Consider the following 25,798-nt stretch of genomic DNA (forward strand, 5'->3'; position numbering starts at 1 on the left):
AAAATCTCATGTTTAAAGATATACAGAAAAAATTATTATTAAAATATCCATTGCTTTGGAATACTAAATTTATTCCAATGATTACAATTGGTATTATATTTCAAATCCTATTTTTTGGATTAGGTTACATAGATGGAACTATCGATTTTTCAGGGAAAATCATAATCGATATTATGGCATATTGCATGCTGATTGGTATTTTAGCGGCAGTTATTATCCTGATTTTATGGCTTGTGGCCTATTTTAAAAATAACGCGCTGAAATCGTTTTACAGCAAATCTAAATACAGCTTGTTTTTTGAATGGTTGCAAATATTTACAATTTGTTTTTTACTGGCAACGTTTTTCATCCCTTTTAAAGTTGGAAAACAATTGCATCAAAAAAGTTATTATTCTTTAGAAGAAACTACAAAAAGATGTAAAACAATTAGTACTGCTGATGTTTTTATTGATGGAAGTTTTGGATCAACAGAAATCGATTCACTAGCTTCTGGATTAATTGATAGCTCGGGAAATAAAATTCTAAGAAATAATGTTTATGACGTGGCAACGTCTGCAGCAGAAAGCGCAGAAGAAGCAATTATAAATATGGAATACGTAGATGAGGCCATACAGGAAACTATTTATAAAGATTATATTATTTTCAACAATAGAATGTATGACGAATATTCTCTGTTAAACCGAAATGTTTTTGAGTTCTCAGTAATTTCAAGAGAACAAGATTCATTGAATAAAATCCAAATAAATAATTGGTTAGTTACTAAAAATGAAATTGAAGTAAAAAAATTGATGACGGATTACTTAAATATAATTCGGGAACATAATTTAGCGACTAATTTAGATTTAAATAAATGGTTTGAAATAATGTATAGCGCTCCAGAATTTACAGAATATCTTCGAATTCAACCTTATTTAAAGGAAAATGAAGCAGACCGTTACAATTCATATCATTATAGAACTGAACGGCCGGCGGACTTCAATCAAAATAATTACTCAAAATATTATGTACAACAAGATGTTTTAAAAGATAAATATGATACTGTTTCTGATGCCCACACTGATATTTTTGTTGAAATTGAATTGTTATTAGGTTTTTTATATGGTGTATTAGGATTGTCACTGTTGATTTTCTCTTTCAGAGTAACTTCGGGAAAAAGTTGGTTAATTGCAATTGTTGTAGTAGGTATTATTAATTTAATTACAGGTATTATTACTGCTATTTTTAGTGAAGGAATTTTATATCCTTACCAAATATTAGCCACTATTATAGGAATTATAATTTATTTCTTTTTAATATATTTCAGTAACAAAAGTTTGAAATTAAGTAGAATTGCACTTAATATAGCACTCTGGTCTTTCACTTTAATTATTCCAATCATTTACTTTTTAATTATTGAAATGTTCAAACCTAATTATTATGTAAATGATTATTACCAACAACTTGAATCACCTGTTCATGATTGGTTAAGAGAGCATCAAGTTCAAATGATGTGTGCAAACTTTATTTTATCGGTTGTCATTTTGTTTTTAGTTTCGAAAGTAATAAGAAATTGGAAAGGAATAGCTGAAGACTAGCTAAGAAAACTAAGTTCTTAAAATAATCATTACTAAAAAGTAGAATCAAAAAAAATCCCGATTGCTCGGGATTTTTTGTTTTTGTCGCTATACTTTTTTATAATCGTGAGGATTACACGATTTTATGAATTCTATTTACCGGAATTACCAATCCTTGTTTTAAAATAACACGACTATCCGTTACTCCCCAAATGGTGGTTTCAATAGACTTTTTAGAAATATCATCTTCAAAAAAGATCTTAATCTTACCATGTTCTAGATTACCTAATGACAAAGCTCTATCTAAGTCATTCATTCGTTGCATGATAGCCTGCTTTTCAGTTAAAACTTCCGCATTAGGGAAATGTAACTCTTTCACTGCTTCTTTATCTATTAGTTGAAATTCTGTCGTCATACATTAATTGGTTAGGTTATCGGGATAAAATTAGTAAAAAAACACAGACAAATACATTTTGCAAAATAATAAAATTCTTATTTTTTTAATGGCAGCTTTTAGCATACAAAAAAAGAGATTGTACAAGAATCTCTTTTTTTACTTTATAAATGTATTGTTTAACTTAGAATCTCATTCCTACTCCAATTCCAAATAACCAAGGGTCAATCGTTACTTCAGCTGGAACAATTAAATCCGGTACTAAATTAGTTGCATCAACTGTAACATCCGTTTTTAAGAACAAACGCTTTGCATCAATATTAATAAAGAAAGAATCCGTAATATTTAGATCAATTCCCATTTGTGCTGCATATCCTAAAGCATTATCGTACTTAACATCAGCAACTGCTCCCGATTTTACATTGTAAAACAAGGTATAATTTATACCAGCTCCAATATAAGGTTTCACTATTTTTTTGTCAGATACATAAAAGTGATATTGTGCTGTTAATGTTGGAGGTAATAACCAAGCACTTCCAAGGTCAATCTCACCTGCAACGGTATTAATTGCTTTTACATCGTGTTTAGCCGTTCCTAAAATTAATTCTGCAGCAAAATGTTCTGTAAAAAAGTATGTAAAATCTAATTCTGGAATAAAAGTATCTGAAATTTGAACATCTCCACCGATAATTCCAATTTTAGCGCTTTGGCTTGGGGTAACAACACCAACTCCTCTAACTCTAACTTGCCATTTTTTAAATTCATTTGAATTTTGTGCATTAACAAAATTTACAGTCATTAATGAAATTGCCATGATTGCAAAAACTATTCTTTTCATTTTTAATTTCTTTAAAATTATAGGACAAATGTAATGGCATTCTTAACTCCAAAGACTGATATAAATCATAGAATGAAAATTATTAATTTGTAGATTTAGCTTTAAAATCCTAGATATTTCCTTTACATTTGTCAAATGCTAAAAACAATAAACATACTTAATAAAAGAGCCAAATTCGATTATGAAATTCTCGATAAATATACGGCTGGAATTGTTTTATCAGGAACAGAAATAAAGTCGATCCGATTAGGAAAAGCTTCTATTGCTGAAAGTTTCTGCGAATTTCACAATGGTGAATTATTCGTGATCAATTCTACTATTGAAGAGTATTTATTTGGCCATCAATACAATCACCGAGCAAAAAGTGAACGAAAACTACTTTTAAACAAAAAGGAGTTGAAAAAACTTTTCAAAGATTCGGACAATAAGGGATTAACTATTGTGCCACTTCGTCTGTTTACCAATGAAAAAGGAATGGCTAAATTAGACATTGCCTTATGTAGAGGTAAAAAGAATTACGATAAACGTGAAACACTGAAAGAACAAGATACTAAGAGAGATTTAGACCGAATTAAGAAAAGTTTCTAATCATAGTAATATGAAAGAAATTCTAAAACAAGCGCGTATTGATAAAGGATTTTCAACTCGAAAACTGGCTGAATTGACAAAAATCGACCAAGCGTTGATTAGTAAATTTGAAAATGGATATCGTATTCCCACTAAAAAACAAATTCAAACGATTGCTTTTGTCTTAGAAATTGAACTTTCCACGCTTTTAGTAGCTTGGTATAAATCGAAATTATTGAACAATTTAGATTTCAATCAATTTGCTATTCAAGCAATTAGCCAAATACTTCAGGAAAAAGGAATTGAGGTTGTAAAAGAAAATCAGGATAATAAAATTGACGAAATTTTAGATGAAATTGAAGCTTTAAAACAAAGATTAACAGGTTTGAAGTAACTAGTTTTTATTCTCTAAAAGCGGTACAAATTTAAAATCACCAAATTCGTGTTTTTCAAATTGGGTTTCGTTTTTACGAATTAACAACGTCATAATCTGTTCTTTATCACCCACAGGAATTACGAGCCTACCTCCTATTTTTAATTGCGCCATCAACGGCTGCGGAATAAAAGGTGCACCAGCAGTTACAATAATACTATCAAAAGGTGCGTCAACTTCAAGTCCTTTATAACCATCACCAAATATTAATTTCTTAGGTCGAATTCCCATATTTGGTAATAATCGTGAAGTCTTTTTAAACAATTCATTCTGTCTTTCAATTGAATACACGCTTGCACCCATTTTACATAAAACTGCTGTTTGATAACCACTTCCAGTTCCAATTTCTAGGACTTTATGATTTTTTTGTAGTTCTAATAATTGAGATTGAAAAGCTACGGTATAAGGTTGGGAAATCGTTTGATCCGCACCAATAGGAAATGCCTTGTCTTGATAGGCAAAATCTTCGAAACTAGAGTTTAAAAACAGATGACGCGGAATTTCACCAATAGCGCTTAACACATTATTATCGGTAATTCCTTTGTCTTGCAACTGCTTTACAAGTTGATTTCGAAGTCCTTGGTGTTTATTCGTATCTTTCAATTTGAGTCAGAATTATTTTTGGTAAAATTAGCCTTTAAATGTCAATAAACAAATTGCAAATTCCGAAAAAAACTCCTTATATAAAAGGAAAACAACAAACAAATATGTATTTTTGTTGAAAATACTTTCATATGCTAAAAGTTGGAGTTTTAGGTGCTGGTCATCTTGGAAAAATACATTTACGCTTGTTAAATCAATCAAATAAATATGAATTAGTTGGTTTTTACGACGCTTTTGAAGAAAATGCGAACAAAGTGGCGACTGAATTTGGCTATAAAAAATTCGATTCTATTGCTGATTTGATTGCTGCAGTTGATGTTGTAGATATTGTTACCCCAACAATGCAACATTTTGATTGTGCGAAACAAGTTATAGAAGCTGGAAAACATATTTTCATTGAAAAACCAATTTCAAATACAGTTGAAGAAGCTGAAGAAATTATTGCTTTAGCTAATAAATATAACGTAAAAGGACAAGTTGGACACGTAGAACGTTTTAATCCAGCTTTTACGGCTGTGAAAGATCAAATTAAAAATCCGATGTTCATAGAAACGCATCGTTTGGCCGAATTTAATCCTCGTGGAACTGATGTCCCGGTGGTTTTAGATTTGATGATTCACGATATCGATGCCATTTTAAGTGTAGTAAAATCGAAAGTAAAATCGGTTCATGCAAGCGGTGTTTCGGTGTTAAGCCAATCGCCAGATATTGCAAATGCTCGAATTGAATTTGAAAACGGCTGTGTTGCCAATGTAACTTCGAGCAGAATATCAATGAAAAACATGCGTAAATCACGTTTCTTTCAAAAGGATGCTTACATTTCTGTAGATTATTTAGATAAGATTTGCGAAGTCGTAAAAATGAAAGAAGCTCCAGAAGTTCCAGGTGATTTCGATATGATTTTACAAAATGCAGAAGGCGAGAAAAAACAAATCTATTTTGATAATCCAAATATTTTGGCAAACAACGCAATTTTAGACGAATTAGAATCATTTGCAGCTGCTATCAATAACGATACAACGCCAATCGTAACTTTAGAAGATGGAACCGAGGCGTTGAGAGTTGCTTACATGATTATCGAATCAATGAAAAGATAAAAATGCTGTCGAACATCAATTTAATTCTCGATATAAAAAACTTAATTGCTTCTGCAAAACAGACAGCGATTCGTTCGGTTGATTTTCAGCGAACGCTTTTATATTGGCATATTGGTGAACGTATTTTTAATGAAGAACAAGACGGAAAAGAACGTGCTAATTATGGTGAATATGTAATTAAATATCTTTCAGAACAATTGCAACCTGAATTTGGAAGTGGTTTTTCATACAGAGAACTTAATAGATATCGACAATTTTACAGAACATTTCCAATTGTGGACTCACTGCGGACACAATTGAGTTGGACACATTATAAATCATTGATACGTATTAATGACGAAGATAAAAGGGAATATTATATCGGTGAAACCGTAAAGAATAATTGGTCGGTTCGGCAAATGGAACGCCAAATAAACAGTCAGCTTTTTGAACGCTTGCTTCTAAGTAATGACAAAGAAAGTGTTTTAGCTGTAGCTCGAAATGAAGCAATTCCTTCAAATCCAAATGAAATTATTAAAGACCCGATGGTTTTAGAGTTTTTAGGATTGAAACGCGAAAGTGCGTATTATGAAAAAGATTTAGAGCAAGCAATAATTACACATTTACAAGACTTTTTATTAGAGTTAGGAAATGGGTTTTCATTTGTGGCGCGTCAAAAAAGGCTTCATCTGGATGGTGATGATTTTTATGTTGATCTAGTGTTTTACAATCGCATTTTACAATGTTTTGTATTGTTTGAAATAAAAACACAAAAGCTAACCCACGAAGATTTAGGCCAACTTCAAATGTATGTCAACTACTTTGATCGTGTTGAAAAATTAGAACATGAAAAAGCAACAATTGGTGTTTTACTTTGTACAGATAAGAATAATGAAGTCGTAAAATTCAGCTTGCCTGAGAATAATAAAACTATTTTAGCAAGTCAGTATGATTTGATCCTTCCGTCTGAAGAACAACTGTTAACAGAAATTAGAAAAGAAATAGAAAATATAAAAAATGAATAAACTACTTATAATTTTCGCTTTAGTTTTAATTTCTTGCAACGAAAAAGAAACAATAATTCAGCAACCTACCGTCTTGGAGGAAAATTGCAAATTTGATCTAGAAAAAATAGATTTTAAAGAAGATATTTCTAATTTATTTGCTAAAAAACCATTTTATTTTTATGAAATTGAAGTTGACACAACCGATAAAAATTGGTTATCAGATACAATATTTAAGTATAAGATAGAAAGCTATTTGGGCGAGGTTTTTAAAATTAATTTACCAACTAAAGAATTGGGATATTTATATAAAACGCGCCAAATAGATAGCGTTGCACGAATAGGAAATCAATATTTTAACAGAATTTTCGTATTAGCAAATCTAGATAAAAAGCCGATCGCATATTACGCCGAATCCAGATTCGACTCTAAAAAAGACCGAGATGCTTTTATAAAGAATTTCAGAGAAATGCACGGTCAAACAAAGTATGAATTTTTAATAGATTCGCATTACGACCACCTTTCGTACCAATGGGATTTAGATACTAGAATCATACAAATTGAGACTTCTAGTGGATTTCAAATATCTGCGAGTTCTGATGGGACATCAAAATCAGGAGAATACTACCGCCTTGACGTCCTCATAATTGACAACGCAGAAACAGACGCGATTTATAAAGCACATATTCTTGAACTTCCTGAAAAATTTAATATTAAAGGACAAATAGATAAAACCGTTTCGTACACTAATTTAAAAGAATTAGATTTAGAAAAAATTAATATTATAGAAGACGAATTTTTACTAAACTCGTACATTGAAAAATATATTAAAAATGAGTACGGAGAATATACAATATCCGATGAAGAATAATTAAAAAATAAACAATATATAATGAAACAAATAGCTGTAATTGGAGCAGGAACAATGGGAAACGGAATTGCTCATACGTTTGCACAAAGCGGATTTACCGTAAAATTAATTGATATCTCAGAGAAATCTTTGGAAAAAGGAATGGCAACTATTGCTAATAACTTAGACCGAATGGTTACTAAAGGAACGATCACAGAAGACGATAAATACAAAACAATTGGAAACATCATTACTTACACGGATATCAAAGATGGTGTTGTAGGTTGTGATCTAGTGGTTGAAGCAGCAACAGAAAACGTTGGTTTAAAAATGAACATCTTCAAGCAATTGAGCGATGTTTGCGACCATAATGTAATTTTAGCATCAAATACTTCGTCCATTTCTATCACGCAAATTGCTGCACAAGTAGTTCATCCAGAGCGCGTAATTGGCATGCATTTTATGAATCCGGTGCCAATTATGAAATTAGTTGAAATCATTCGTGGGTATTCAACTTCGGATGAAGTGACTAAAATCATTATGGATTTATCAACTAAACTTGGTAAAACACCAACAGAAGTTAACGATTATCCAGGATTTGTAGCAAATCGTATTTTAATGCCGATGATTAATGAATCGATTGAAACTTTATACAATGGAGTTGCTGGCGTTCAAGAAATTGACACGGTTATGAAATTAGGAATGGCGCATCCAATGGGTCCCTTGCAATTAGCTGATTTTATAGGACTTGACGTTTGCTTATCGATCTTAAATGTGATGTATGACGGCTTTAAAAATCCAAAATATGCACCTTGTCCTTTATTAGTGAATATGGTAATGGCAGGAAAATTAGGTGTAAAATCTGGTGAAGGTTTCTACGATTATTCCGAAAGTAAAAAAGCAGAGAAAGTTTCTAAACAATTTTCAAAATAATATTATAACCACAAAGAACACGAAGAGTGCGCTAAGCTCGGTAAATCTTCGTGTTCCTTGTGCTAACTTTGTGACCTTAGTGGTTAAGAAAAATGGCAAAAATAATTCCTTTTAAAGCGGTTCGTCCGGTGGCTGATAAAGTAGCTTTAGTTACTTGCAAAACCTATGACACTTATAGTTCGGCGGAGCTTGCCTCTTGGTTGGATTATAATCCGTATTCATTTTTACACGTCATTCATCCGGCTTATGCCAATGCTCAAAAAATCACGTTGGACAAGCGTTTTAGAGGTGTTGCCCTTAAGTATCAAGATTTCAAACAGGAAAAAATATTATTTTCAGAAGAAGATCCTGTTTTTTATCTGTACGAAATTCAGGCGAAAGGTCAAACATTTACTGGAATTATCGCAGGAACTTCGGTAGAAGATTATCAAAATAATGTAATCAAAAAGCACGAAGATACTCTACAATATCGTGTGGAACTGTTCAAAGATTATTTGCATCAAACGCATTTTAATACGGAACCTGTTTTAATCACTTATCCAGATAGTGTAGAAATCAATACTTTTATTTCGTTGCGTAAAAATAGTGAAGCTATTTACGAATTTTCAACAACTAATAAGGAAAAACACACGCTTTGGAAAATTGATACACAAAGTGAAATTGATTTTTTACAAGAACATTTTGAGAAAATTCCAAATTTATATATTGCTGATGGACATCATCGCTCCGCCTCCGCCGAATTACTATATCAGCAAGACAAGCATTTAGGAAATAAAAACCTAAATTATTTTATGAGTTTTTTAATTGCCGAAAGCAACATCAAAATTTACGAATTCAACCGATTAATTCGTGATTTGAATGGATTAACAAAAGATGAATTCCTGAAGAAGCTTTCGGAACATTTCAAAATAGAAGATAAAGACCAAGAATTGTGGAAACCTCAAAATAAATATGAATTTGGAATGTATTTAGACGGAAGTTTTTACGCATTATTTTACCAATTCAATGATAAAAACGAAAACGGTATTTTAGACAATCTTGATGCCCAAATATTATACGATAAAGTTTTGCACCCGTTATTAGGAATCGAAGACTTACGTAATGATGAACGCATTGATTACATTCCTGGCAAACAATCTATTTTAGTGATTAAAGAATTAATTGACGAAGGCGAATTTGAAGTTGGCTTTATGCTCTACCCTTCTGATATTAAAGAGATTAAAACCTTGGCCGATAATAATTTAATAATGCCACCAAAAAGTACGTATATTGAACCTAAATTCAGAAGTGGATTAGTGGTTTATGAACTTTAAATTCCATTAAAAATAAATAGCAAAACAGATTATAGAAATTAATAAAATATTTGAAAATTTGTGCTCCAGAAATATCTCTTTGTAAAATAATTCAAATTGACTATTTTTATAAAAATTTACGCCATGCAAAACAATATTTTATTTTACAAAACTGAAAAACAGCATGTAACGATTAACGTTACTTACTTCAATGAAAGTTTTTGGCTTTCACAAAAAATGATTTCTCAACTTTTTGGAGTTGAAGTCCCAGCAATTAGCAAGCACTTAAATAACATTTTTCAAGAAAACGAGCTCCAAAAGGAAGCAACTATTTCCATTTTGGAAACAGTTCAAATTGAAGGAGACAGAAACGTTAAAAGAAAAGTGGAATTCTACAATTTTGATGCTATTATAGCCGTTGGTTACCGGGTCAATTCTAAAGAAGCTACGCAATTTAGGATCTGGGCAACACAAAATTTAAAAGAATTAATCATCAAAGGTTTTGTTTTAAACGATGAAATGTTGAAAAACGGAAAACCTTTTGGGATAGATTATTTTGATGAATTACTGGAGCGAATCAGAGAAATTCGTTCTAGCGAAAGAAGATTATACCAAAAATTAGGTGATATTTTCGAACAATGTAGTTCCGATTATTCAAAAAATACAGAAGAAACTAAACTGTTTTTTAAAATGGTACAAAATAAACTCCATTTCGCTATTTCAGGAAAAACAGCAGCTGAAATTATTTTTGATAGAGCTGATAAAGCAAAAGATTTTATGGGTTTAGCCACTTGGAAAAATTCACCAAATGGAAAAATTCTAAAAAGCGATGTTTCAATTGCTAAAAATTATCTCAACGAAAATGAAATTGGAGATTTGAATTTATTAGTAAGTGCTTTTTTAGATTTAGCTGAATTTCAAGCTAGAAGAAAGCAAATAATGAATATGATAGATTGGTTAGAAAGAACAAATAAATTCTTAGAAAGTAACAGTTTAGAGATTTTACCAAATGCAGGAAAAATATCGCACGACCAAGCAATTGATAAAGCCCACACTGAATACGAATAATTTAGAATTTTGCAAGACAAAAAATTTATTTCTGACTTAGATGAAAGTATAAAAAAATTAAAAAAATAATGTCAATCACAAACAACCTTACTAAAATAAAAGCGTCTCTTCCGGAAAATGTAACACTTGTCGCCGTATCAAAAACCAAACCAGTGGCGGATTTAATGGAAGCTTATGAAACGGGCCAACGTATTTTTGGAGAAAACAAAATCCAAGAAATGACGGAGAAATGGGAAGAAATGCCAAAAGATATTCAATGGCACATGATTGGTCACGTGCAGACGAACAAAGTCAAATTTATGGCGGAATATGTGAGTTTGATTCATGGCGTTGATAGTTTGAAATTATTGCAAGAAATTAACAAACAAGCCAAAAAACACAATCGTGTAATTGATGTTTTATTGCAAATTTATATTGCGGAAGAAGAAAGTAAATTTGGATTGGATGAAAATGAATTGAATGAGATTCTGAATCAGGTTCAGAATGAGAAAGAATTATACGAGAATGTAAATATTGTGGGCTTGATGGGAATGGCAACATTTACAGAAAATCAAAATCAAATTGAAAAGGAATTCAAACATTTGAAAACTATTTTTGAAACCATTAATAATAAAGACGCAATTAACCGCTTCTCTACATTATCTATGGGAATGTCAGGCGATTATAAACTTGCTATTTCATGCGGAAGCACAATGGTTCGTATAGGAAGCAGTATATTCGGAGGTAGAAATTAGAATTATGATCAATTTCAATTTCAAAAATTAACTAGAAAATAGACTGAACATAATCCATTTAGTGAAAAAATTTTCGCTTTTGAAGATAGATTCGTTAAGTTTGTGAATGAATGTGTACTCTTTCTAAGAAATATACTTTTACGATAAGTTGAAAAGCTAAATTTTGTAGCTTTAAAAATGATAATTAATAAAAAATAGTTCAAGAGCAATATCAATTGCAATAACAAAATTAGATCTTCTTAATATGCTATTAATTGGACTTTGTCATTGAAATTGAACATTGTATTTTGAAATTGCCATTGAATATGTACGCAATACTCGACATAGAAACCACAGGAGGTCAATTTAACGAAGAAGGTATTACTGAAATTGCCATTTACAAATATGATGGTCACGAAGTAGTAGATCAATTCATCAGTTTAGTGAATCCGGAAAAGCCAATTCAGCCGTTTGTGGTGAAATTAACGGGTATTAATAATGCCATGCTTCGAAGTGCACCCAAATTTTTTGAAGTTGCAAAAAGAATAATCGAAATGACAGAAGGCTGTGTTATTGTTGCACACAACGCGTCATTTGATTACCGAATTTTAAAAACTGAATTCAGACGCTTGGGTTTCGACTTCAAAAAACAAACCCTTTGTACTGTTGAATTATCTAAAAAATTAATTCCCGAACAAGAATCTTATAGTTTAGGAAAATTGGTCCGCGCCTTGGGAATTCCGATGGCCGACCGTCACAGAGCGAATGGCGATGCAATGGCAACGGTAAAATTATTCAAGTTGTTGTTATCTAAAGATCTTGAAAAAGAAATCGTAAAAAGTTTCATTAAAACGGAAATCAAATCAGGAATGTCTCCAAAATTGTTGGATATTGTGGAAAACCTTCCTTCAAAAGTGGGGATTTATTACATTCATAATGAAAAAGGAGATTTAATTTATATTGGTAAAAGCAGAAACATCAAAAAGCGTGTCAATCAACATTTCACAGGGACATCTAGCAGAAGTAAAAAAATACAAAACGAAGTTTATGCCGTTACTTTTGAAGAAACTGGTAGTGAATTAATCGCGCTTTTAAAAGAGAGCGAAGAGATAAAAGTAAATAAACCTATCTACAATAAAGCCCAGCGTAAGAGTATTTTCCCTTATGCTTTATATCAACATAAGACGGAAGCGGGTTATATCGCGCTAAGCGTTGATAAAGCAGATGGTCGAAAAAAAGAAATTACAGCATTTACCTCGTTGCAAGAAGGAAAAAATGCACTTTTTAGAATCACCGAAAAGTATAATTTATGTCAGAAAATAAATGGCTTATACGAAACTAAAAACGATTGTTTTCAGTATAAAATTGAGGAATGCCACGGTGCATGCATAAGTAAAGAAGCGCCGGCAACATACAACGAACGCGTTTTGGAATTCATCGACAAAAATTCTTTTGACAAAAGCAATATGATTGTAATTGATAAGGGAAGAACATATGATGAACGATCTGCAATTTTAATAGAAAATGGCGTTTATAAAGGGTATTGTTTTTATGCATTAAATTATCAGGTGAGCAATATTGAAATTTTAAGAAATATTATCATTTCAATGCAAAACAATCGCGATACAAAAACGATCATTCAGTCCTATATGCGCAAAAATAAGATGCATAAAATTATTACTTTTTAATTATGTAAATTTGTTTCTATGAGGAATGTGATCAAATCAAAATTCGAGATATTTAAGCAGAAAACGCATATTATAATCTACGGAACCAATACAGCTGCTGGACGTTTTTTTGATTTAGTTTTGTTAGGTTTAATATTGCTGAGCGTTATATTAGTAATGTTAGAAACCATTAAAGGTTTTGATGCAAATTACCACTGGTATTTAATTCGTCTTGAATGGATAATTACCTTCTTTTTTACCATTGAATATGTATTAAGAATCATTACCTTAAAAAAACCTAAAACCTACATTTTAAGTTTTTACGGAATAATAGATTTAATTGCTATTTTACCAATGTATTTGTCATTTTTTGTGGCAGGTTCTAGTGTGTTTTCAGTTATTAGAGCCTTACGATTGTTGCGATTATTCAAAATCCTAAATCATCCGCAGTTCTCAAATCAATCTACACATTTACGAGATTCTATCATTGCCAGTCGAGGTCGAATTTTGGTTTTTATGTATTTTATGTTGATCAGTTGTATTATAATTGGATCGGTAATGTATGTGGTGGAAGGCGAACAAGCCGGATTTACTAGTATTCCTGTTTCGATTTATTGGTGTATTGTGACGCTCACAACTGTTGGTTTTGGTGATATTACTCCAATTACGCCACTTGGACAATTCATCGCATCGTTTGTAATGATTATGGGATATGGTGTAATTGCCGTTCCTACAGGAATTGTTACGGCTGAAATGGCTAAAAATACGCTTAGAAGTAATGAAAGTGAAAATACCGTTTGTCAGAAATGTAACAGCAGTAAGCATTTGAATAATGCTAAATTCTGTCAGAAATGCGGTTCTAAATTATAAAATGAATTATTTAATTACCATTATAGGTCCTACTGCCATTGGAAAAACTGCTTTGAGCATCACATTGGCAAAGCATTTTGGATGCGACATTATTTCGTGCGATAGTCGTCAGTTTTATAAAGAGATGAAAATTGGTACGGCTGTTCCGAATGCAGAAGAATTAGCTGCAGCTGCACACCATTTTATTCAAAATAAATCTATTTTCGAAAGTTATTCAGTGGGTGATTTCGAACAAGAAGCCTTATCCAAATTAGACGAATTATTTGCTAAAAATAACGTTCAAATTATGGTTGGTGGATCAGGATTATATGTAGATGCAGTTTTGAAAGGCTTTGATGAATTTCCAGAAATTGAACCATCTGTAAGAGCAACTATAAATCAGCAATTTGAAGTTTCAGGAATTGACTATTTACAAGAACAATTACAGCAATTAGACTCGGAATATTACCAAAAACTTACTTTTGAAAATCCGCAAACCTTGCAAAATCCTCAACGAATGAAACGTTTTGTTGAAGTGTGTTTGGGAAGTGGAAAACCGTATTCGAGTTTTATTGGAAAGCGAAAAAATAATAGAAACTTTATTCCTATCGTTATTGGCTTGGAAGCTGATCGCGATGTGATGTACAATAGAATAAACCAGCGCGTGCACATCATGCTAAAGGAAGGACTTTTGGAAGAAGCACAAACACTCTATCCAAATAAACAATTGAATGCCTTACAAACCGTTGGATATCGTGAACTATTCGACTACTTTGACGGAACGACAACTTTAGATTTTGCTGTTGAACAAATTAAAATGAACACCAGACGCTTTGCAAAACGCCAAATTACGTGGTTTAAACGCGTAGAAAATGTAAAATGGTTTAATTATATAGCAGATAAAGAGGGAGTTATAAATTTAATTGAAACATTTGTAAAGTAACGCAACCTATCCTAAATAAATTCATCTTAACTAAAACATAGAAAATGAAAAAAATAGTGATTTTACTTTTATTTGTATTTACTGCTTGTGAAATTGAATACGACGGCGAAACAAAGTTAATTGTCAAAGGGATTATTCTTGATGATAATAATGATCCTATCAAAAATAAAGATATAAAATTATTTGTTAGCAGAGAATCGGCTTCAAATTCTTTTGTATGGTCAGTTCCTTCAGAGAGTAATTTTATTGGGAAAGCAAAAACCAATTCAGATGGTGCCTTTACACTAGCAATTCCAAAACCTAAAGCAAACTATTCTGAAATTATCATTGTTATTAATGAACAACAAAATCAATACAATGAAAAACAATTGAGAAATATTCAGGTCGACAATTTTATAAATTACGAATTGAACTTAGGAATCCAAAAAATCTACGATATTTCAAACTTAGCGCTTTTAACAGTTACTGCTAATCGAATAAATACAAATAAGGAATTAGTTCGCATCGAATATATAGGAGAAGTTGCAAATGAAATTGAATTTCTAAATCCTATGGAAATAAATTATTTGTACAATGAAATAAATAAAAAAGTCGTCAAAAACCAGAATATAATTATTAGATATACCTTGAAAAATTATGCTACAAATGTCGATGAAATTGTTGAAGACACAATTTTAATTGATTCATCGCCTTTAATTAATTATAATTTAAATTATTAAAAAAATGAAAAAAAGCATAGTGTTATTAGTACTTTTTTCAACAATGGCGTGGAGTCAAACTGAAAAGAAAGAACAAATTGAATTTACTCCAGAAGCAAGTTTCGCATTTTCATCCCAATTCTATTCAGGTGATAATTATTTATCAAAAGGACATAATGATGGAATTGGAGGTTCTTTAAAATTCAACTTTATTACTTACAAAAATTTTAAATTAGGCTTTCAATTCGAAAAAACTACACAAAAAGTAATCGACAAAGAGATTGGTGGAAACATTTCCAAAACCAACAGCAATAGTTTAGGAGGAGTAATTAGTTACCAATTGTATACTAACAATAAAATAGCATTTGAACCTCAGTTTAAAATTGCAGGCATACAACTTAGGCAAAAAGATGGAAGTAAATTTTATGGAAGTCAAAACGGAACCCAAATCGGTATTTCTTCTGATGTAATTTATAAGCTTAACAAAACGCTGTCAATTTTTACAAATGTTGGCTACAATTATAGCTTTTTAAAAGTTGATACAACTCCAGCATATGAAGATTATTTTAATAATTCTCAATCTATAAATATATCAGTTGGATTAATAATAAAATAATATAAAATTCATCGCAAACTTTTATGAACCAATCTTGCAATTAATAAAACTTACTTTAAGAATACCGAAAATGAAAAAACTATTCCTTCTGTTGCTGTTAATTCCTCTTTTGGCTTTTAAATGTGAGGGCGAAGAACCTTGTTTTCCAACTATCAAGCAAATTTATAAGCCAAATTTAATTACAGTCGAAAATCTTCAGACAACGTATAATCTTGGAGATATTATATGGTTTAATTCCACTTTAGATCGCAATCAAACTTTTGAAAATCCAACTGAAACTATTGATTTATTTAGTTATCCCTTAGAATATTCTTGGGGTGTTCAATTCTATCGATCATCAGTTTATAATTCGGAAATTTATCTTTGTTTAGATTCGACCACCACAGAAATTACAAATGGTAGCATAAATAATTGCAATCTATTTGAATATGAAAAAGTTGGTGATGTTTTAAAGAGTAGAGTTGGAATCAAGATACTTGAAACAGGAGTGTATAAAATAAATCTTTATAAAATAGCTACCTTTAGAAATGAAGGTTTGAATTGCGACGATAAGGGACTTGACATTAGCACTACACTTAGCAACAATAATCAACAAACTATAAATTTTACAGTAGAATAATATATGCCCATTTCTCCAAACTTCACTTCTATTTTAGAACAAGAATACGAAATCAACTTTTTACAGTGCTACCCAAATGGATTTCTGAAATACACCGATTTATGTAATATTTTGCAGATTACAGCGGGACTTCATGCTGATATTGGTGGTATTAGCTTTAGTGATATGCAAGAACATCATCAGGCTTGGGTAATGAGTAAAATGCGTTTAGAAATTATCGCTCTTCCAAAATGGAAAGAAAAAGTGACCGTAAAAACTTGGATTAAGTCTTTAGAAAATTCCCGTTCAACGCGTTGTTTGGAATTATATCGAGGTGAAGAAAAACTAGTAGGTTGTGAAACTTTTTGGGCGGTGCTTAATACACAAGCAAGAAGACCTGAAAACTTAGCGTTACCTCATGATCATTTTGAAAAATTCCCTTTACAAAACGCAACTTCGCACGAAGTGAAAAAAATAAATGTGAATTTAGATTTCGAAATTCAGAAAAATTATACAGTTCAATTATCTGACATTGATATTGTTAATCACGCAAACAACGTTAAATATCTAGAATGGTGTTTGAATGAATTAGATGTGAAATATATTCTAAGACAGAAAATAAAAGGTTTTGAAATGAATTTCCTGCGCGAATTATCGCTGCATGATGAAGTTATCATTGCAAGAAAAGAGCATACAACAATAATTTCTAAAGATGATAAAATTTGTTTCGCCTTAGAATTAAACGAATAAAAAAAGCTCTGATTTCTCAGAGCTTCTCTATTTATTTTTTGATTACTAGTCTAAAACCTTCACCATGAATGTTAAGGATTTCTACAGTATCATCTAGTTTTAAGAATTTTCTCAACTTAGCGATGTAAACGTCCATACTTCTTGAAGTAAAGTAGTTATCATCTCTCCAGATTTTAGTTAATGCTAATTCTCTTGGCATTAAATCATTTTCATGAAGCGCTAACATTTTTAACAATTCGCACTCTTTTGGAGATAACTTAATTGGTTCATGCCCTGGAAAAGTTAAAAATCTCAATTTAGAATTCAGATGGAAACCACCAATTTCAAACTCAAATTGATTTGTATCTGGCTTCACTTCTGATGCTTTTCTTTGAATAATAGCTTTGATCTTCATCAACAAGACTTCAGAATCAAATGGCTTATTTAAATAGTCATCTGCTCCTACTTTATACCCTTTTAAAACATCTTCTTTCAATGTTTTTGCAGTTAAGAAAATAATAGGCACTTCTTGGTTTTTTTCACGAATCTCTCTCGCTAAAGTATACCCATCTTTATAAGGCATCATTACATCTAAAATACATAAATCAAACGTGTCTTTCTTGAATTTTTCAAAACCTTCCATTCCGTTTTTTGCCAAAGTGACATCGAAATCATTGATTGATAAATAATCTTTTAAAACAGCTCCAAAATTTGGATCATCTTCTACTAGTAATATTTTTTTCCCTTCCATAGCTAATTTTGTGTATATTTCTTCTAGTTAATTAATGGCATTTTAATAATAAAGGTACTGCCCTTCCCTTTTTCACTTTCTGCATAAATTTGTCCGTTGTGATCCTCAATAATCTGTTTCACATAGGACAAACCTAAACCGTGACCTTTAACATTATGCAAATCTCCAGTGTGTTCTCTATAAAATTTTTCAAATACCTTTTTAAGTACAAGTTTACTCATTCCGGCGCCTTGATCTTGTATTTTAATTAGGATAAAATCCTTTACATTTTCTGTATAAACATCAATAATTGGTGTGTCTGGCGAATATTTAATAGCATTATCTAAAACATTAACTAATACATTTGTGAAATGCACATCATTAAGTAAAATAGTATTTCTTTTCGCTTCAAAATGCGTATTAATTATACCACCTCTATCTTCAACAATAAGACCTACGTGATCAATTGCATCCTGAAGAATCTCAGAAACATCTCTCGGTTCCTTATCAATATCTAATTCGTTTTTTTCTAATTTTGATATCCTTAAAACATTTTCAACTTGCGCGTGCATGCGTTTATTTTCTTCTTTAATCATTTGAAGATAACGTTGCACTTTCTCCTTATCATCAATAATCTTCGGATTTCGAATTGCATCTAAAGCTAAATTGATCGTAGCAATAGGTGTTTTGAACTCGTGCGTCATATTATTGATAAAATCAGTTTTGATTTCCGAAATTTGTTTTTGCTTAATCAACTGATTTAAAGCGCTTGAATAGGTTAACACGATCACCAATGTAAATAAAAGAGACAAACTCGTAATTCCAATTAAGGAAGAAAAAACAAACTTATCTTTATCCGGGAACATAACCAATAACTGATATTTAGACATTCCTTCGTTATCTTGAAAAATTGGAATTCCGTAAGTTGTTTCTTTGTTATATCTAAATTTATCAGAACGTATCTTTGTAGCTAGTCCATTGCTATATATCCCAAATTCAAAAGGAGTTTTAACACCATATTTCTTTAATTCCGATTTCAGTAATTCTTCTAAATCTTCATTTGAAATACGTTTCTGCAACGACTTCTGAGCCACAATATCTTTAAAAGCAACTTCAAAATTTACTTTGTCTAAACTTGATAAGCTTCCTGATTTCCTAATAGTAATATTAGGCTGGGTACTCATACTAAAACTTCCGTCATTGATGCTACTTCCGTTATAAACTTCCGTTTGTCTCTTCGAAATTACTTTATCAAAATTAACTGAATTTGCGCTTTTGTCGAAGAATGAACCTGTAATTCCATAATTTTCAGCTACAAGCGTATTTGAATAAATAATAGTTTCATTTGTTCTTTTATCACGTTCATAAAAGTAGATTTCCTTTAAGTCTTCTTCTTTTGGAACTGTACCAGTGCTATCGATGATTTTATCATACTGTTTGTAAAATGCTACTTGTTCCTTTTCTTTGATAATACTTGAAACATTACCTAGAACTTGCTGTACATGATATTTGAATTCTTCTTCATTTTTAGTCAAAGAAGTAGTGATCCAATACAATTGAACAACAATAATTCCAATTAATGACAGACTCATTAAAAAGACTAATAATCTAAATCTTGATTTATTCATCGAGACAAATTTAACATTTTAACATTTCTTGTTAAAATACATTAACCAAAGATTAACATAAAAACCTTATTTTATGTTTTTGTTAATATTTTAAGAATTTTGTCTATTTCGTTATAAGTATTTTGTAAATCAGTATTATAAACTACAAAATCGCTCTTTTTAATTTTTTCTTCCTCCGGAAGTTGGTTTTTAATGCGATTCACAATACTTTCTCTATCCACACTATCGCGTTTCATTGCTCTTTCAATGCGAATTTCTTCGGGAGCTGTGACCATTATTACTTTATCGCAAGTTAAATTACCGCCTGTTTCAAACAAAATTGCTACTTCTTTAACAACAAAGGGCTGATTTTTATGCTGTTTAACCCAATTCTCAAAGTGCTTTTTTACTTCGGGATGAACGATATTGTTTAACTGCGCTAGTTTTTCGGGCGTATTGAAAACAATGCTACCTATTTTTTTTCGGTCTAAATTTCCTTCATCGGTAAGAATTGATTCCTCGAAAATAGCTTGAATTTTTTTAATTATAACTTTCGAATCCATTAGTTTCTTTGCTTCCTCATCCGCAATATAAACTGGAATACCTTTTGAAGCGATATAAAAAGCTACAGTCGATTTTCCACTGCCAATTCCGCCTGTTAAACCAATAATTCTTGTCATACTTTACTTTTTAAAAAATAATTCCGGAAATGCTTCCTGTGCCTTTTGTTTTAAAATGAAAATTCGATAATACGATAATAAAAATCCTTTTCCATAACCATAGAATTGAATAACAGTAGCATATATAGTATAAAACGCTATTTTAAAACTTTTATTGGCAATTAAAGAGGAAATAAACAGCAATCCGAAATACAATAAATACAATCCTAAAAAGTAGGGAAATTTAAGAAAACTCAAAATTAACGCACATAGAAATCCTACAAGAAACAAACTAGGAAACCAAAATGTTATTTTTGAAAATTGAGGATACCAAGAATTCAAAATAGGTCGCGCTTTTCCGAATTTATTTACTTGAATTTGAAACTTCTCCCAACTAATTCTCCTTTTATGATATACAAAAGCGTCTTTAATTAATTTTGTTCGAAATCCTAAATTCCACAATCGAATCGATAAATCTGGATCTTCGCCCGGATGAATATTTCCAAATCCTTTAGAAACTTCAAAAGCTTTTATCGAAATACCCATATTAAAGCTTCTTGGTTGAAATTTGCCCACTTTTTCGCTACCACCTCGAATTCCACCAGTTGTTAAAAAAGAAGTCATCGTGAAATTAATAGCTTTTTGAATGTCCGAAAAAGAAGCTAAAGCAGCATCGGGTCCACCAAAGCAATCCACATAGTCGCTTTGTAAACTACTTTTAACATGAAGTAAATAATCTTCGGGAATAATACAATCGGAATCTAAAATTATAAAATAATCGCCTTGTGCACGTTGCATTCCATAATTACGTGAATCACCTGGACCTGAATTTGGTTTAAAAAAATAGGAAATAGTAAGCTTTGAATTGTATTTTTCTATGATATGGTCACAAATTATACTTGAACCATCTTCCACAACCACCACCTCAAAGGGCATGTCTGATTTTAATTTTGACAAACTGTCTAAAAGTTCGTCAATTTCATCAGGTCTGTTGTAAACAGGGATTATAAAAGAAAAATACATACTTTTTGTTTTTTACAAATATAGTATAAATAAAAAAGTCCCACCTAAGTGGGACTTTAAAAATATAATTGTTTTAGAATCTTATTATTGTTTAATCACCTTAATTGATTTTACTGAATTACCTACTGTTACATTTACAATGTATGTTCCAGCACTTAATTGAGACATATCAACTTGAGTTGAAGTTGCATTTACTGCTTTAGACACTACTTCCTGACCTAATAAATTAAGTACTCTTACAGAAGAAATCTCAGAAGTGTATGATAAATTAAATACATCTTTCACTGGATTTGGATAAGCCATAAAACTAGCATTATCAAATGAATCAGAAGATAAAGTAGTTGTTATATCAATTGTAAATGGTCCTTCTGGTCCGTCAGTTGATGCACTCCAATGTCCTACATTAATATAATACGTTGTTCCAATTACGGAGCCTGTAATAGTATAAGTTTCGTCTCCTGTTGATTGATCAACAGTGCCAACGCAAGTAAATGCTCCACAAGAACCTGTGTAGACACTTATTCTAGCATCCCAGTCTGAAACATCAGTAACATCAATAGTAATATTGCCTCCATCACCTACTACAGTATACCAAACACCGTCATTAGTTCCAGTTCCACATGCTGTTACGAAACCAGCGTTGTTTGTTGCAGAGGATGCGTCTTGAAAATTATTATATGGCATTGTTACTGCAATTGCATTTGCGCAATCGTCGTTAGCTGGTACTGGTGGAAGCGTACCTACGCACACATTAAAAGATGTTGTCGCTGGCACTGCATAAAAAGAATATACTCTAATGAAATATGTTTGCCCAAGTGTTAATCCAGCTGGGGTACTAGTATTAGGGTCTGAACAAGTTCCAGGCACTAAAGTTAATGAATTACAATCTGCACCAGTCCATAAAGAATGGAATAAATCAGTTGACGATCCTACAACATCAGTTAACTTAATCTTATGCGTAGTTGCAGTAGCTACAAAAGAGAACCAAACATCGTCGTTTTCTGTTCCAGAACATGCCGTACCATCAACGGCTGAAGCAGTTGCAGCACTTACTGTACCTGCTGTAAATGATGCACAGCTAAAATCTGCATTTACAGTTAAAGGAAATGCACCAGAACATTCGTCATTAGCAGGAGGGCAAGCTACTAATGTTAGAATAGCACTTGTAACAGCACAACTAACATCTTGATTATTTACAACTGTTAAAACTACATTCGTTCCAAAAGCGTAAGGACCAAATGAAACATTTCCTATTGCAGATACAACTTGTGGTGAACTGCCTTGATCGTCACTTACTGTTAATGAAGTACCTGAACCTAAATTAGTAATATTAGCTACTGCATTAAAAGTCTCAGTAGGACAGTTATTTGACTTTGAAAAAGTAACTGTTGGAATTATACAAGAATTTTCTGTTATAGTCAAAGTATAGGCGGTGCTTTGAGGAGAAGCCCAAGTTGAAATAACGATGTAATAAGTTGTTCCTCCTGTTAATAAAACACTTTGTAAATTTCTAGTTGTGATTCCTGTATCACCAGCAAACGCAACGCAATTTGGAGGTGTAACTGAATTTGGACAACCATCGAGAACGTGAATACCTGAATATGTATCGCTTAAATCACTTAATACAATATTAACAGACATATTAGAAGCTGGTGTAATCGCATAAACCACATCATCACCACTCATGTAATAAGAACTACATTGAGTAGAACCATTTGCATAGTCATTACCGTATAAATTAGTGTTATCTGTTGTAGCATAAGGTAAGGTTGCAGCATTAATGACAATCGGATCAGAACAAACTGAACCTGTTGGTGGAGCAGCTTTTGTAGTAAAAGTAGTTTCTGCACATGCAGAAGCATTACCATTTGCATTATAAGCAGTTAATGTTGCGAAATAAGTTGTACTAAAAGCTAAATCAACAGGTGGATTATAAGTTAAAACATTACCTAAATCTGTACTTGGTAGTATATCAACTCCACCAGCAGTAGTTCCTATTTGTAAAAAATACCCCGTTGCATCTATATTAGCGGCCCAAGAAATATTACTACTAATAGCCACATCTACAGCATTGTTAGCGGGCGTAGATATTGTTGAACATAATGGTGCAGTCAAAGGGATTGCTTCCCATACAACATCATCTATCAAGACGCTAAGTAAAGCCGTACCTGTTCTTATTGCAAAAACAACGTCTCCAGCAGGCATTCCAGAAGGAACAGTTACAAAATTTTGTGATACAGTACTACTATTTGTTACAATTGAATTAATTGAAACAAAAGATGTTGCGTCAGCTGGGTTTGTTAAATAACCTAATTCTACAGTTTCACCCACAGAAAAATTAGCTCTAACTTTCATAGCCATTCTGTGAGTACCTGCATTAGCATTACTAACAGTAATCATTGAAACTACTGGTCTGCTAGAAGCACCTGTACTATAAATATATAGATTTCTAGCACCTGTAATAGCAGTACTTGTCTGAGTATAAGCAGTACCAGCTGTGCCAACTTTTGTCCAACATGTAGGGAAAAGTGCTCCTGTAGTTCCCTCAAAACCTTGATTAAAACTTGTAACAGATGTGCACGCAGTAGTAAAAGTTGAAGGACCATTCCAGCCACTCAATTCACCTGATCCACAATCTGCTCTAACGTAAAATTCGTAGTTTGTTGCTGGAGTAAGTGTTCCTAAAATTGAAGCAGTTGTAGCTCCTACTGAAGTACCTGCTCCTGATGGAAGACCAGTTCCAGCTACTTGAACCACGTATTCAAAATCTAATGCTGTAGCATGATTCCAAGCCAAATCGACACCTGTTGTTGAAATATTCGAAGCGACTAAAGCTGTAGGCTCTGCGCAAGAAGACGTAACATCAATAGAAATATCATCTAATGAAATGTACCATGGTGCAGTGTTTATAGACCCTTTAATTCCAACGTAATATGTACCTGTTGTTGCAGGAGTAAATGCTCCGGATATTTTTTGGTAACCACCATTTATAAGTGGTGTTGCAGCAACAATGGAATTTGTCATTCCAGTGGCGGTGTTTATTGTACCATAACTAATTGATAAGTTAGCGTTCGTTCCACCACTACCATCTTGTCTAGCATAAGTTTTAACTGTATAGTTAGTTCCCCCCACTAAATTAATGGGAATAAAAATCCAATCTTCATTGCTGTATCCTAAAAAAGAATTCCACGATCCAGTTCTTGGAGTTCTATTATAATCAGTTAATGAAGTATTAGCAGACCATACGCCAGTACCACCGATACTTTGTTGTGACAAACATCCTGTAATAGATGCTCCTTGCACATATCCTACTTCAAATCCTTCAAAATAAGGTATAGTGTTAGGAAGACATAATGTTCTGAAATTCACTGGCCCAGCCCATCCACTAAATTCACCTGATCCACAATCTGTTCTAATATAAATTTCATAATTTGTCCCTGCACTAAGCGTTCCAACAATAGATTCAGAAACATCTCCAACTGGAGTACCTGATCCCGATGGAACCCCTGTTCCCACTGGCTGAACAACATATTCAAAGTCAAACATACTTGGATGCGACCAAGATAAATCAGCACCGTTTGTTGTAATATTTGTTGCAACGATATTACCTGGCGCTAAACATGAAGGCGGAGAAAATTTATAAATTTGCCCCGTAGCAGGTTTTGTGTTTATATTTGTTGTTGAAGTTGTGCTAGAAACTGCTGGAGTTGTAATACTTGTTAAGTTTAAATAACTTCCAGCCCCGGATCCTGAAGCAGAACCAATACCAATAGAGGCACTTCCTAAATTCACAGTACCAGCTTCACTTCTGTAAACAAACTCTATAACGTTAGTAGTTTGATATAATTTCACTTGAAAGCTAATTACCGGGGTAGCTCCAGAATTATAATTCCATTCCCAGTTTCTCCATTCAATTGTTAGTACTTGATTTGGAGCAGTTCCTGTTACTTCATAAGAGGCAACCGAACCAGTAGATCTACCATCTAAATCATCCCATAATGGAGCGATAATTGGTCTGGATGCAGTATTTGCATCTGAAAAACTATTTCCAGTCAAATTACTTGTTCCTGCCATGTTGAAACTAATAGCACCATTGGAACTCATCTTAAACTGCGTGTAATCTACTCCTTCATAATTGAAAGAAAACCCTATGGGTTGAGCATCACTAATAAATGAATCGGCCATAACATCTGCCAGTATTGTGGCTCCTGAACTATTTTCAGTGTACATTCCTGCGCTTTGTGTAAACGTGTATGCACTAACTTGTGCATAGGACGAATACCCAAACGCTATTAAAAAAGTGAATAATAAAGTAATTTTTTTCATAAATAGTTAGTTAATTGTTAATCAAATGC

General features: G+C 32.1%; 25 protein-coding genes. 17 read left to right on the plus strand and 8 right to left on the minus strand.

Annotation, left to right across the window (positions count from 1 at the left end):
- Positions 1-8 precede the first annotated feature (8 nt).
- On the plus strand, positions 9-1,574 hold the full coding sequence (locus ACFSX9_RS11350) for a hypothetical protein (RefSeq protein WP_379807727.1): 1,566 nt from the start codon (positions 9-11) through the stop codon (positions 1,572-1,574).
- Between the two features lie 112 nt (positions 1,575-1,686).
- Here ACFSX9_RS11350 and ACFSX9_RS11355 read toward each other — a convergent pair whose 3' ends face one another.
- Complete coding sequence (locus tag ACFSX9_RS11355) at positions 1,687-1,968, minus strand: hypothetical protein (RefSeq protein ID WP_379807729.1); 282 nt, start codon at positions 1,966-1,968, stop codon at positions 1,687-1,689.
- Between the two features lie 163 nt (positions 1,969-2,131).
- Positions 2,132-2,785: an OmpW/AlkL family protein gene (locus ACFSX9_RS11360; protein ID WP_379807731.1), complete on the minus strand. Its 654-nt coding sequence runs from the start codon at positions 2,783-2,785 to the stop codon at positions 2,132-2,134.
- 135 nt (positions 2,786-2,920) lie between these two features.
- Between ACFSX9_RS11360 and smpB the strand changes: the two genes are divergently transcribed.
- Together smpB and ACFSX9_RS11370 are read left to right on the plus strand one after the other, a co-directional pair.
- Positions 2,921-3,373: an SsrA-binding protein SmpB gene (gene smpB, locus ACFSX9_RS11365; RefSeq protein WP_379807733.1), complete on the plus strand. Its 453-nt coding sequence runs from the start codon at positions 2,921-2,923 to the stop codon at positions 3,371-3,373.
- Positions 3,374-3,383: 10 nt separating this feature from the next.
- Positions 3,384-3,746, plus strand: a complete 363-nt coding sequence (locus ACFSX9_RS11370) for a helix-turn-helix domain-containing protein (RefSeq protein WP_379807735.1) — start codon at positions 3,384-3,386, stop codon at positions 3,744-3,746.
- On the opposite strand, the gene ACFSX9_RS11375 is transcribed toward ACFSX9_RS11370, so the two are convergent.
- Positions 3,747-4,388: a protein-L-isoaspartate(D-aspartate) O-methyltransferase gene (locus ACFSX9_RS11375; protein WP_379807737.1), complete on the minus strand. Its 642-nt coding sequence runs from the start codon at positions 4,386-4,388 to the stop codon at positions 3,747-3,749.
- 131 nt (positions 4,389-4,519) lie between these two features.
- Here ACFSX9_RS11375 and ACFSX9_RS11380 point away from each other — a divergent pair, with 131 nt between their 5' ends.
- From ACFSX9_RS11380 to ACFSX9_RS11445, 14 genes are all read left to right on the plus strand, one after another.
- On the plus strand, positions 4,520-5,485 hold the full coding sequence (locus ACFSX9_RS11380) for a Gfo/Idh/MocA family protein (protein WP_379807739.1): 966 nt from the start codon (positions 4,520-4,522) through the stop codon (positions 5,483-5,485).
- A 2-nt stretch (positions 5,486-5,487) separates the two neighbouring features.
- The gene (locus ACFSX9_RS11385) at positions 5,488-6,489 is read left to right on the plus strand and encodes a PDDEXK nuclease domain-containing protein (RefSeq protein ID WP_379807741.1); all 1,002 of its coding nucleotides are present in this window, start codon (positions 5,488-5,490) and stop codon (positions 6,487-6,489) included.
- Positions 6,482-7,339 carry a hypothetical protein gene (locus ACFSX9_RS11390; protein WP_379807743.1) on the plus strand — a complete coding sequence of 286 codons (858 nt, stop codon included), beginning with the start codon at positions 6,482-6,484 and terminating at the stop codon, positions 7,337-7,339. Before ACFSX9_RS11385 ends, ACFSX9_RS11390 begins: the two co-directional genes overlap by 8 nt.
- Before the next feature lie 21 nt (positions 7,340-7,360).
- On the plus strand, positions 7,361-8,251 hold the full coding sequence (locus tag ACFSX9_RS11395; RefSeq protein ID WP_379807745.1) for a 3-hydroxyacyl-CoA dehydrogenase family protein: 891 nt from the start codon (positions 7,361-7,363) through the stop codon (positions 8,249-8,251).
- Positions 8,252-8,343: 92 nt separating this feature from the next.
- The gene (locus tag ACFSX9_RS11400; RefSeq protein ID WP_379807747.1) at positions 8,344-9,564 is read left to right on the plus strand and encodes a DUF1015 domain-containing protein; all 1,221 of its coding nucleotides are present in this window, start codon (positions 8,344-8,346) and stop codon (positions 9,562-9,564) included.
- Between the two features lie 123 nt (positions 9,565-9,687).
- The gene (locus tag ACFSX9_RS11405; protein WP_379807749.1) at positions 9,688-10,611 is read left to right on the plus strand and encodes a virulence RhuM family protein; all 924 of its coding nucleotides are present in this window, start codon (positions 9,688-9,690) and stop codon (positions 10,609-10,611) included.
- A 68-nt stretch (positions 10,612-10,679) separates the two neighbouring features.
- Positions 10,680-11,345: a YggS family pyridoxal phosphate-dependent enzyme gene (locus ACFSX9_RS11410; protein WP_379807751.1), complete on the plus strand. Its 666-nt coding sequence runs from the start codon at positions 10,680-10,682 to the stop codon at positions 11,343-11,345.
- Positions 11,346-11,650: 305 nt separating this feature from the next.
- Positions 11,651-13,012 (plus strand): exonuclease domain-containing protein, encoded by a 1,362-nt coding sequence (locus tag ACFSX9_RS11415; RefSeq protein WP_379807753.1) that lies wholly within the window; start codon positions 11,651-11,653, stop codon positions 13,010-13,012.
- An 18-nt stretch (positions 13,013-13,030) separates the two neighbouring features.
- Entirely contained in the window at positions 13,031-13,861 is an 831-nt protein-coding gene (locus ACFSX9_RS11420; protein ID WP_379807755.1) for an ion transporter, read from the plus strand.
- A gap of 1 nt (position 13,862) precedes the next feature.
- The gene (gene miaA, locus ACFSX9_RS11425; RefSeq protein ID WP_379807757.1) at positions 13,863-14,783 is read left to right on the plus strand and encodes a tRNA (adenosine(37)-N6)-dimethylallyltransferase MiaA; all 921 of its coding nucleotides are present in this window, start codon (positions 13,863-13,865) and stop codon (positions 14,781-14,783) included.
- Between the two features lie 44 nt (positions 14,784-14,827).
- Complete coding sequence (locus tag ACFSX9_RS11430) at positions 14,828-15,502, plus strand: hypothetical protein (RefSeq protein ID WP_379807759.1); 675 nt, start codon at positions 14,828-14,830, stop codon at positions 15,500-15,502.
- Between the two features lie 4 nt (positions 15,503-15,506).
- Positions 15,507-16,097, plus strand: a complete 591-nt coding sequence (locus tag ACFSX9_RS11435; protein ID WP_379807761.1) for a hypothetical protein — start codon at positions 15,507-15,509, stop codon at positions 16,095-16,097.
- Positions 16,098-16,167: 70 nt separating this feature from the next.
- A complete protein-coding gene (locus ACFSX9_RS11440; RefSeq protein ID WP_379807763.1) occupies positions 16,168-16,716 on the plus strand; it encodes a hypothetical protein in 549 nt (182 codons plus the stop codon).
- Between the two features lie 3 nt (positions 16,717-16,719).
- Complete coding sequence (locus ACFSX9_RS11445) at positions 16,720-17,445, plus strand: acyl-[acyl-carrier-protein] thioesterase (RefSeq protein ID WP_379807765.1); 726 nt, start codon at positions 16,720-16,722, stop codon at positions 17,443-17,445.
- A gap of 31 nt (positions 17,446-17,476) precedes the next feature.
- On the opposite strand, the gene ACFSX9_RS11450 is transcribed toward ACFSX9_RS11445, so the two are convergent.
- From ACFSX9_RS11450 to ACFSX9_RS11470, 5 genes are all read right to left on the minus strand, one after another.
- Positions 17,477-18,175 (minus strand): response regulator transcription factor, encoded by a 699-nt coding sequence (locus ACFSX9_RS11450; RefSeq protein WP_379807767.1) that lies wholly within the window; start codon positions 18,173-18,175, stop codon positions 17,477-17,479.
- Positions 18,176-18,198: 23 nt separating this feature from the next.
- Complete coding sequence (locus ACFSX9_RS11455) at positions 18,199-19,782, minus strand: sensor histidine kinase (RefSeq protein WP_379807769.1); 1,584 nt, start codon at positions 19,780-19,782, stop codon at positions 18,199-18,201.
- 71 nt (positions 19,783-19,853) lie between these two features.
- On the minus strand, positions 19,854-20,441 hold the full coding sequence (coaE, locus tag ACFSX9_RS11460) for a dephospho-CoA kinase (RefSeq protein WP_379807771.1): 588 nt from the start codon (positions 20,439-20,441) through the stop codon (positions 19,854-19,856).
- A gap of 3 nt (positions 20,442-20,444) precedes the next feature.
- Positions 20,445-21,443, minus strand: a complete 999-nt coding sequence (locus tag ACFSX9_RS11465; protein WP_379807773.1) for a glycosyltransferase — start codon at positions 21,441-21,443, stop codon at positions 20,445-20,447.
- Positions 21,444-21,527: 84 nt separating this feature from the next.
- Positions 21,528-25,769, minus strand: a complete 4,242-nt coding sequence (locus tag ACFSX9_RS11470; protein ID WP_379807775.1) for a T9SS type A sorting domain-containing protein — start codon at positions 25,767-25,769, stop codon at positions 21,528-21,530.
- Positions 25,770-25,798 lie beyond the last annotated feature (29 nt).

This window comes from Flavobacterium ardleyense (genome assembly GCF_042686085.1).
In the GTDB taxonomy this organism is placed as follows: domain Bacteria; phylum Bacteroidota; class Bacteroidia; order Flavobacteriales; family Flavobacteriaceae; genus Flavobacterium; species Flavobacterium ardleyense.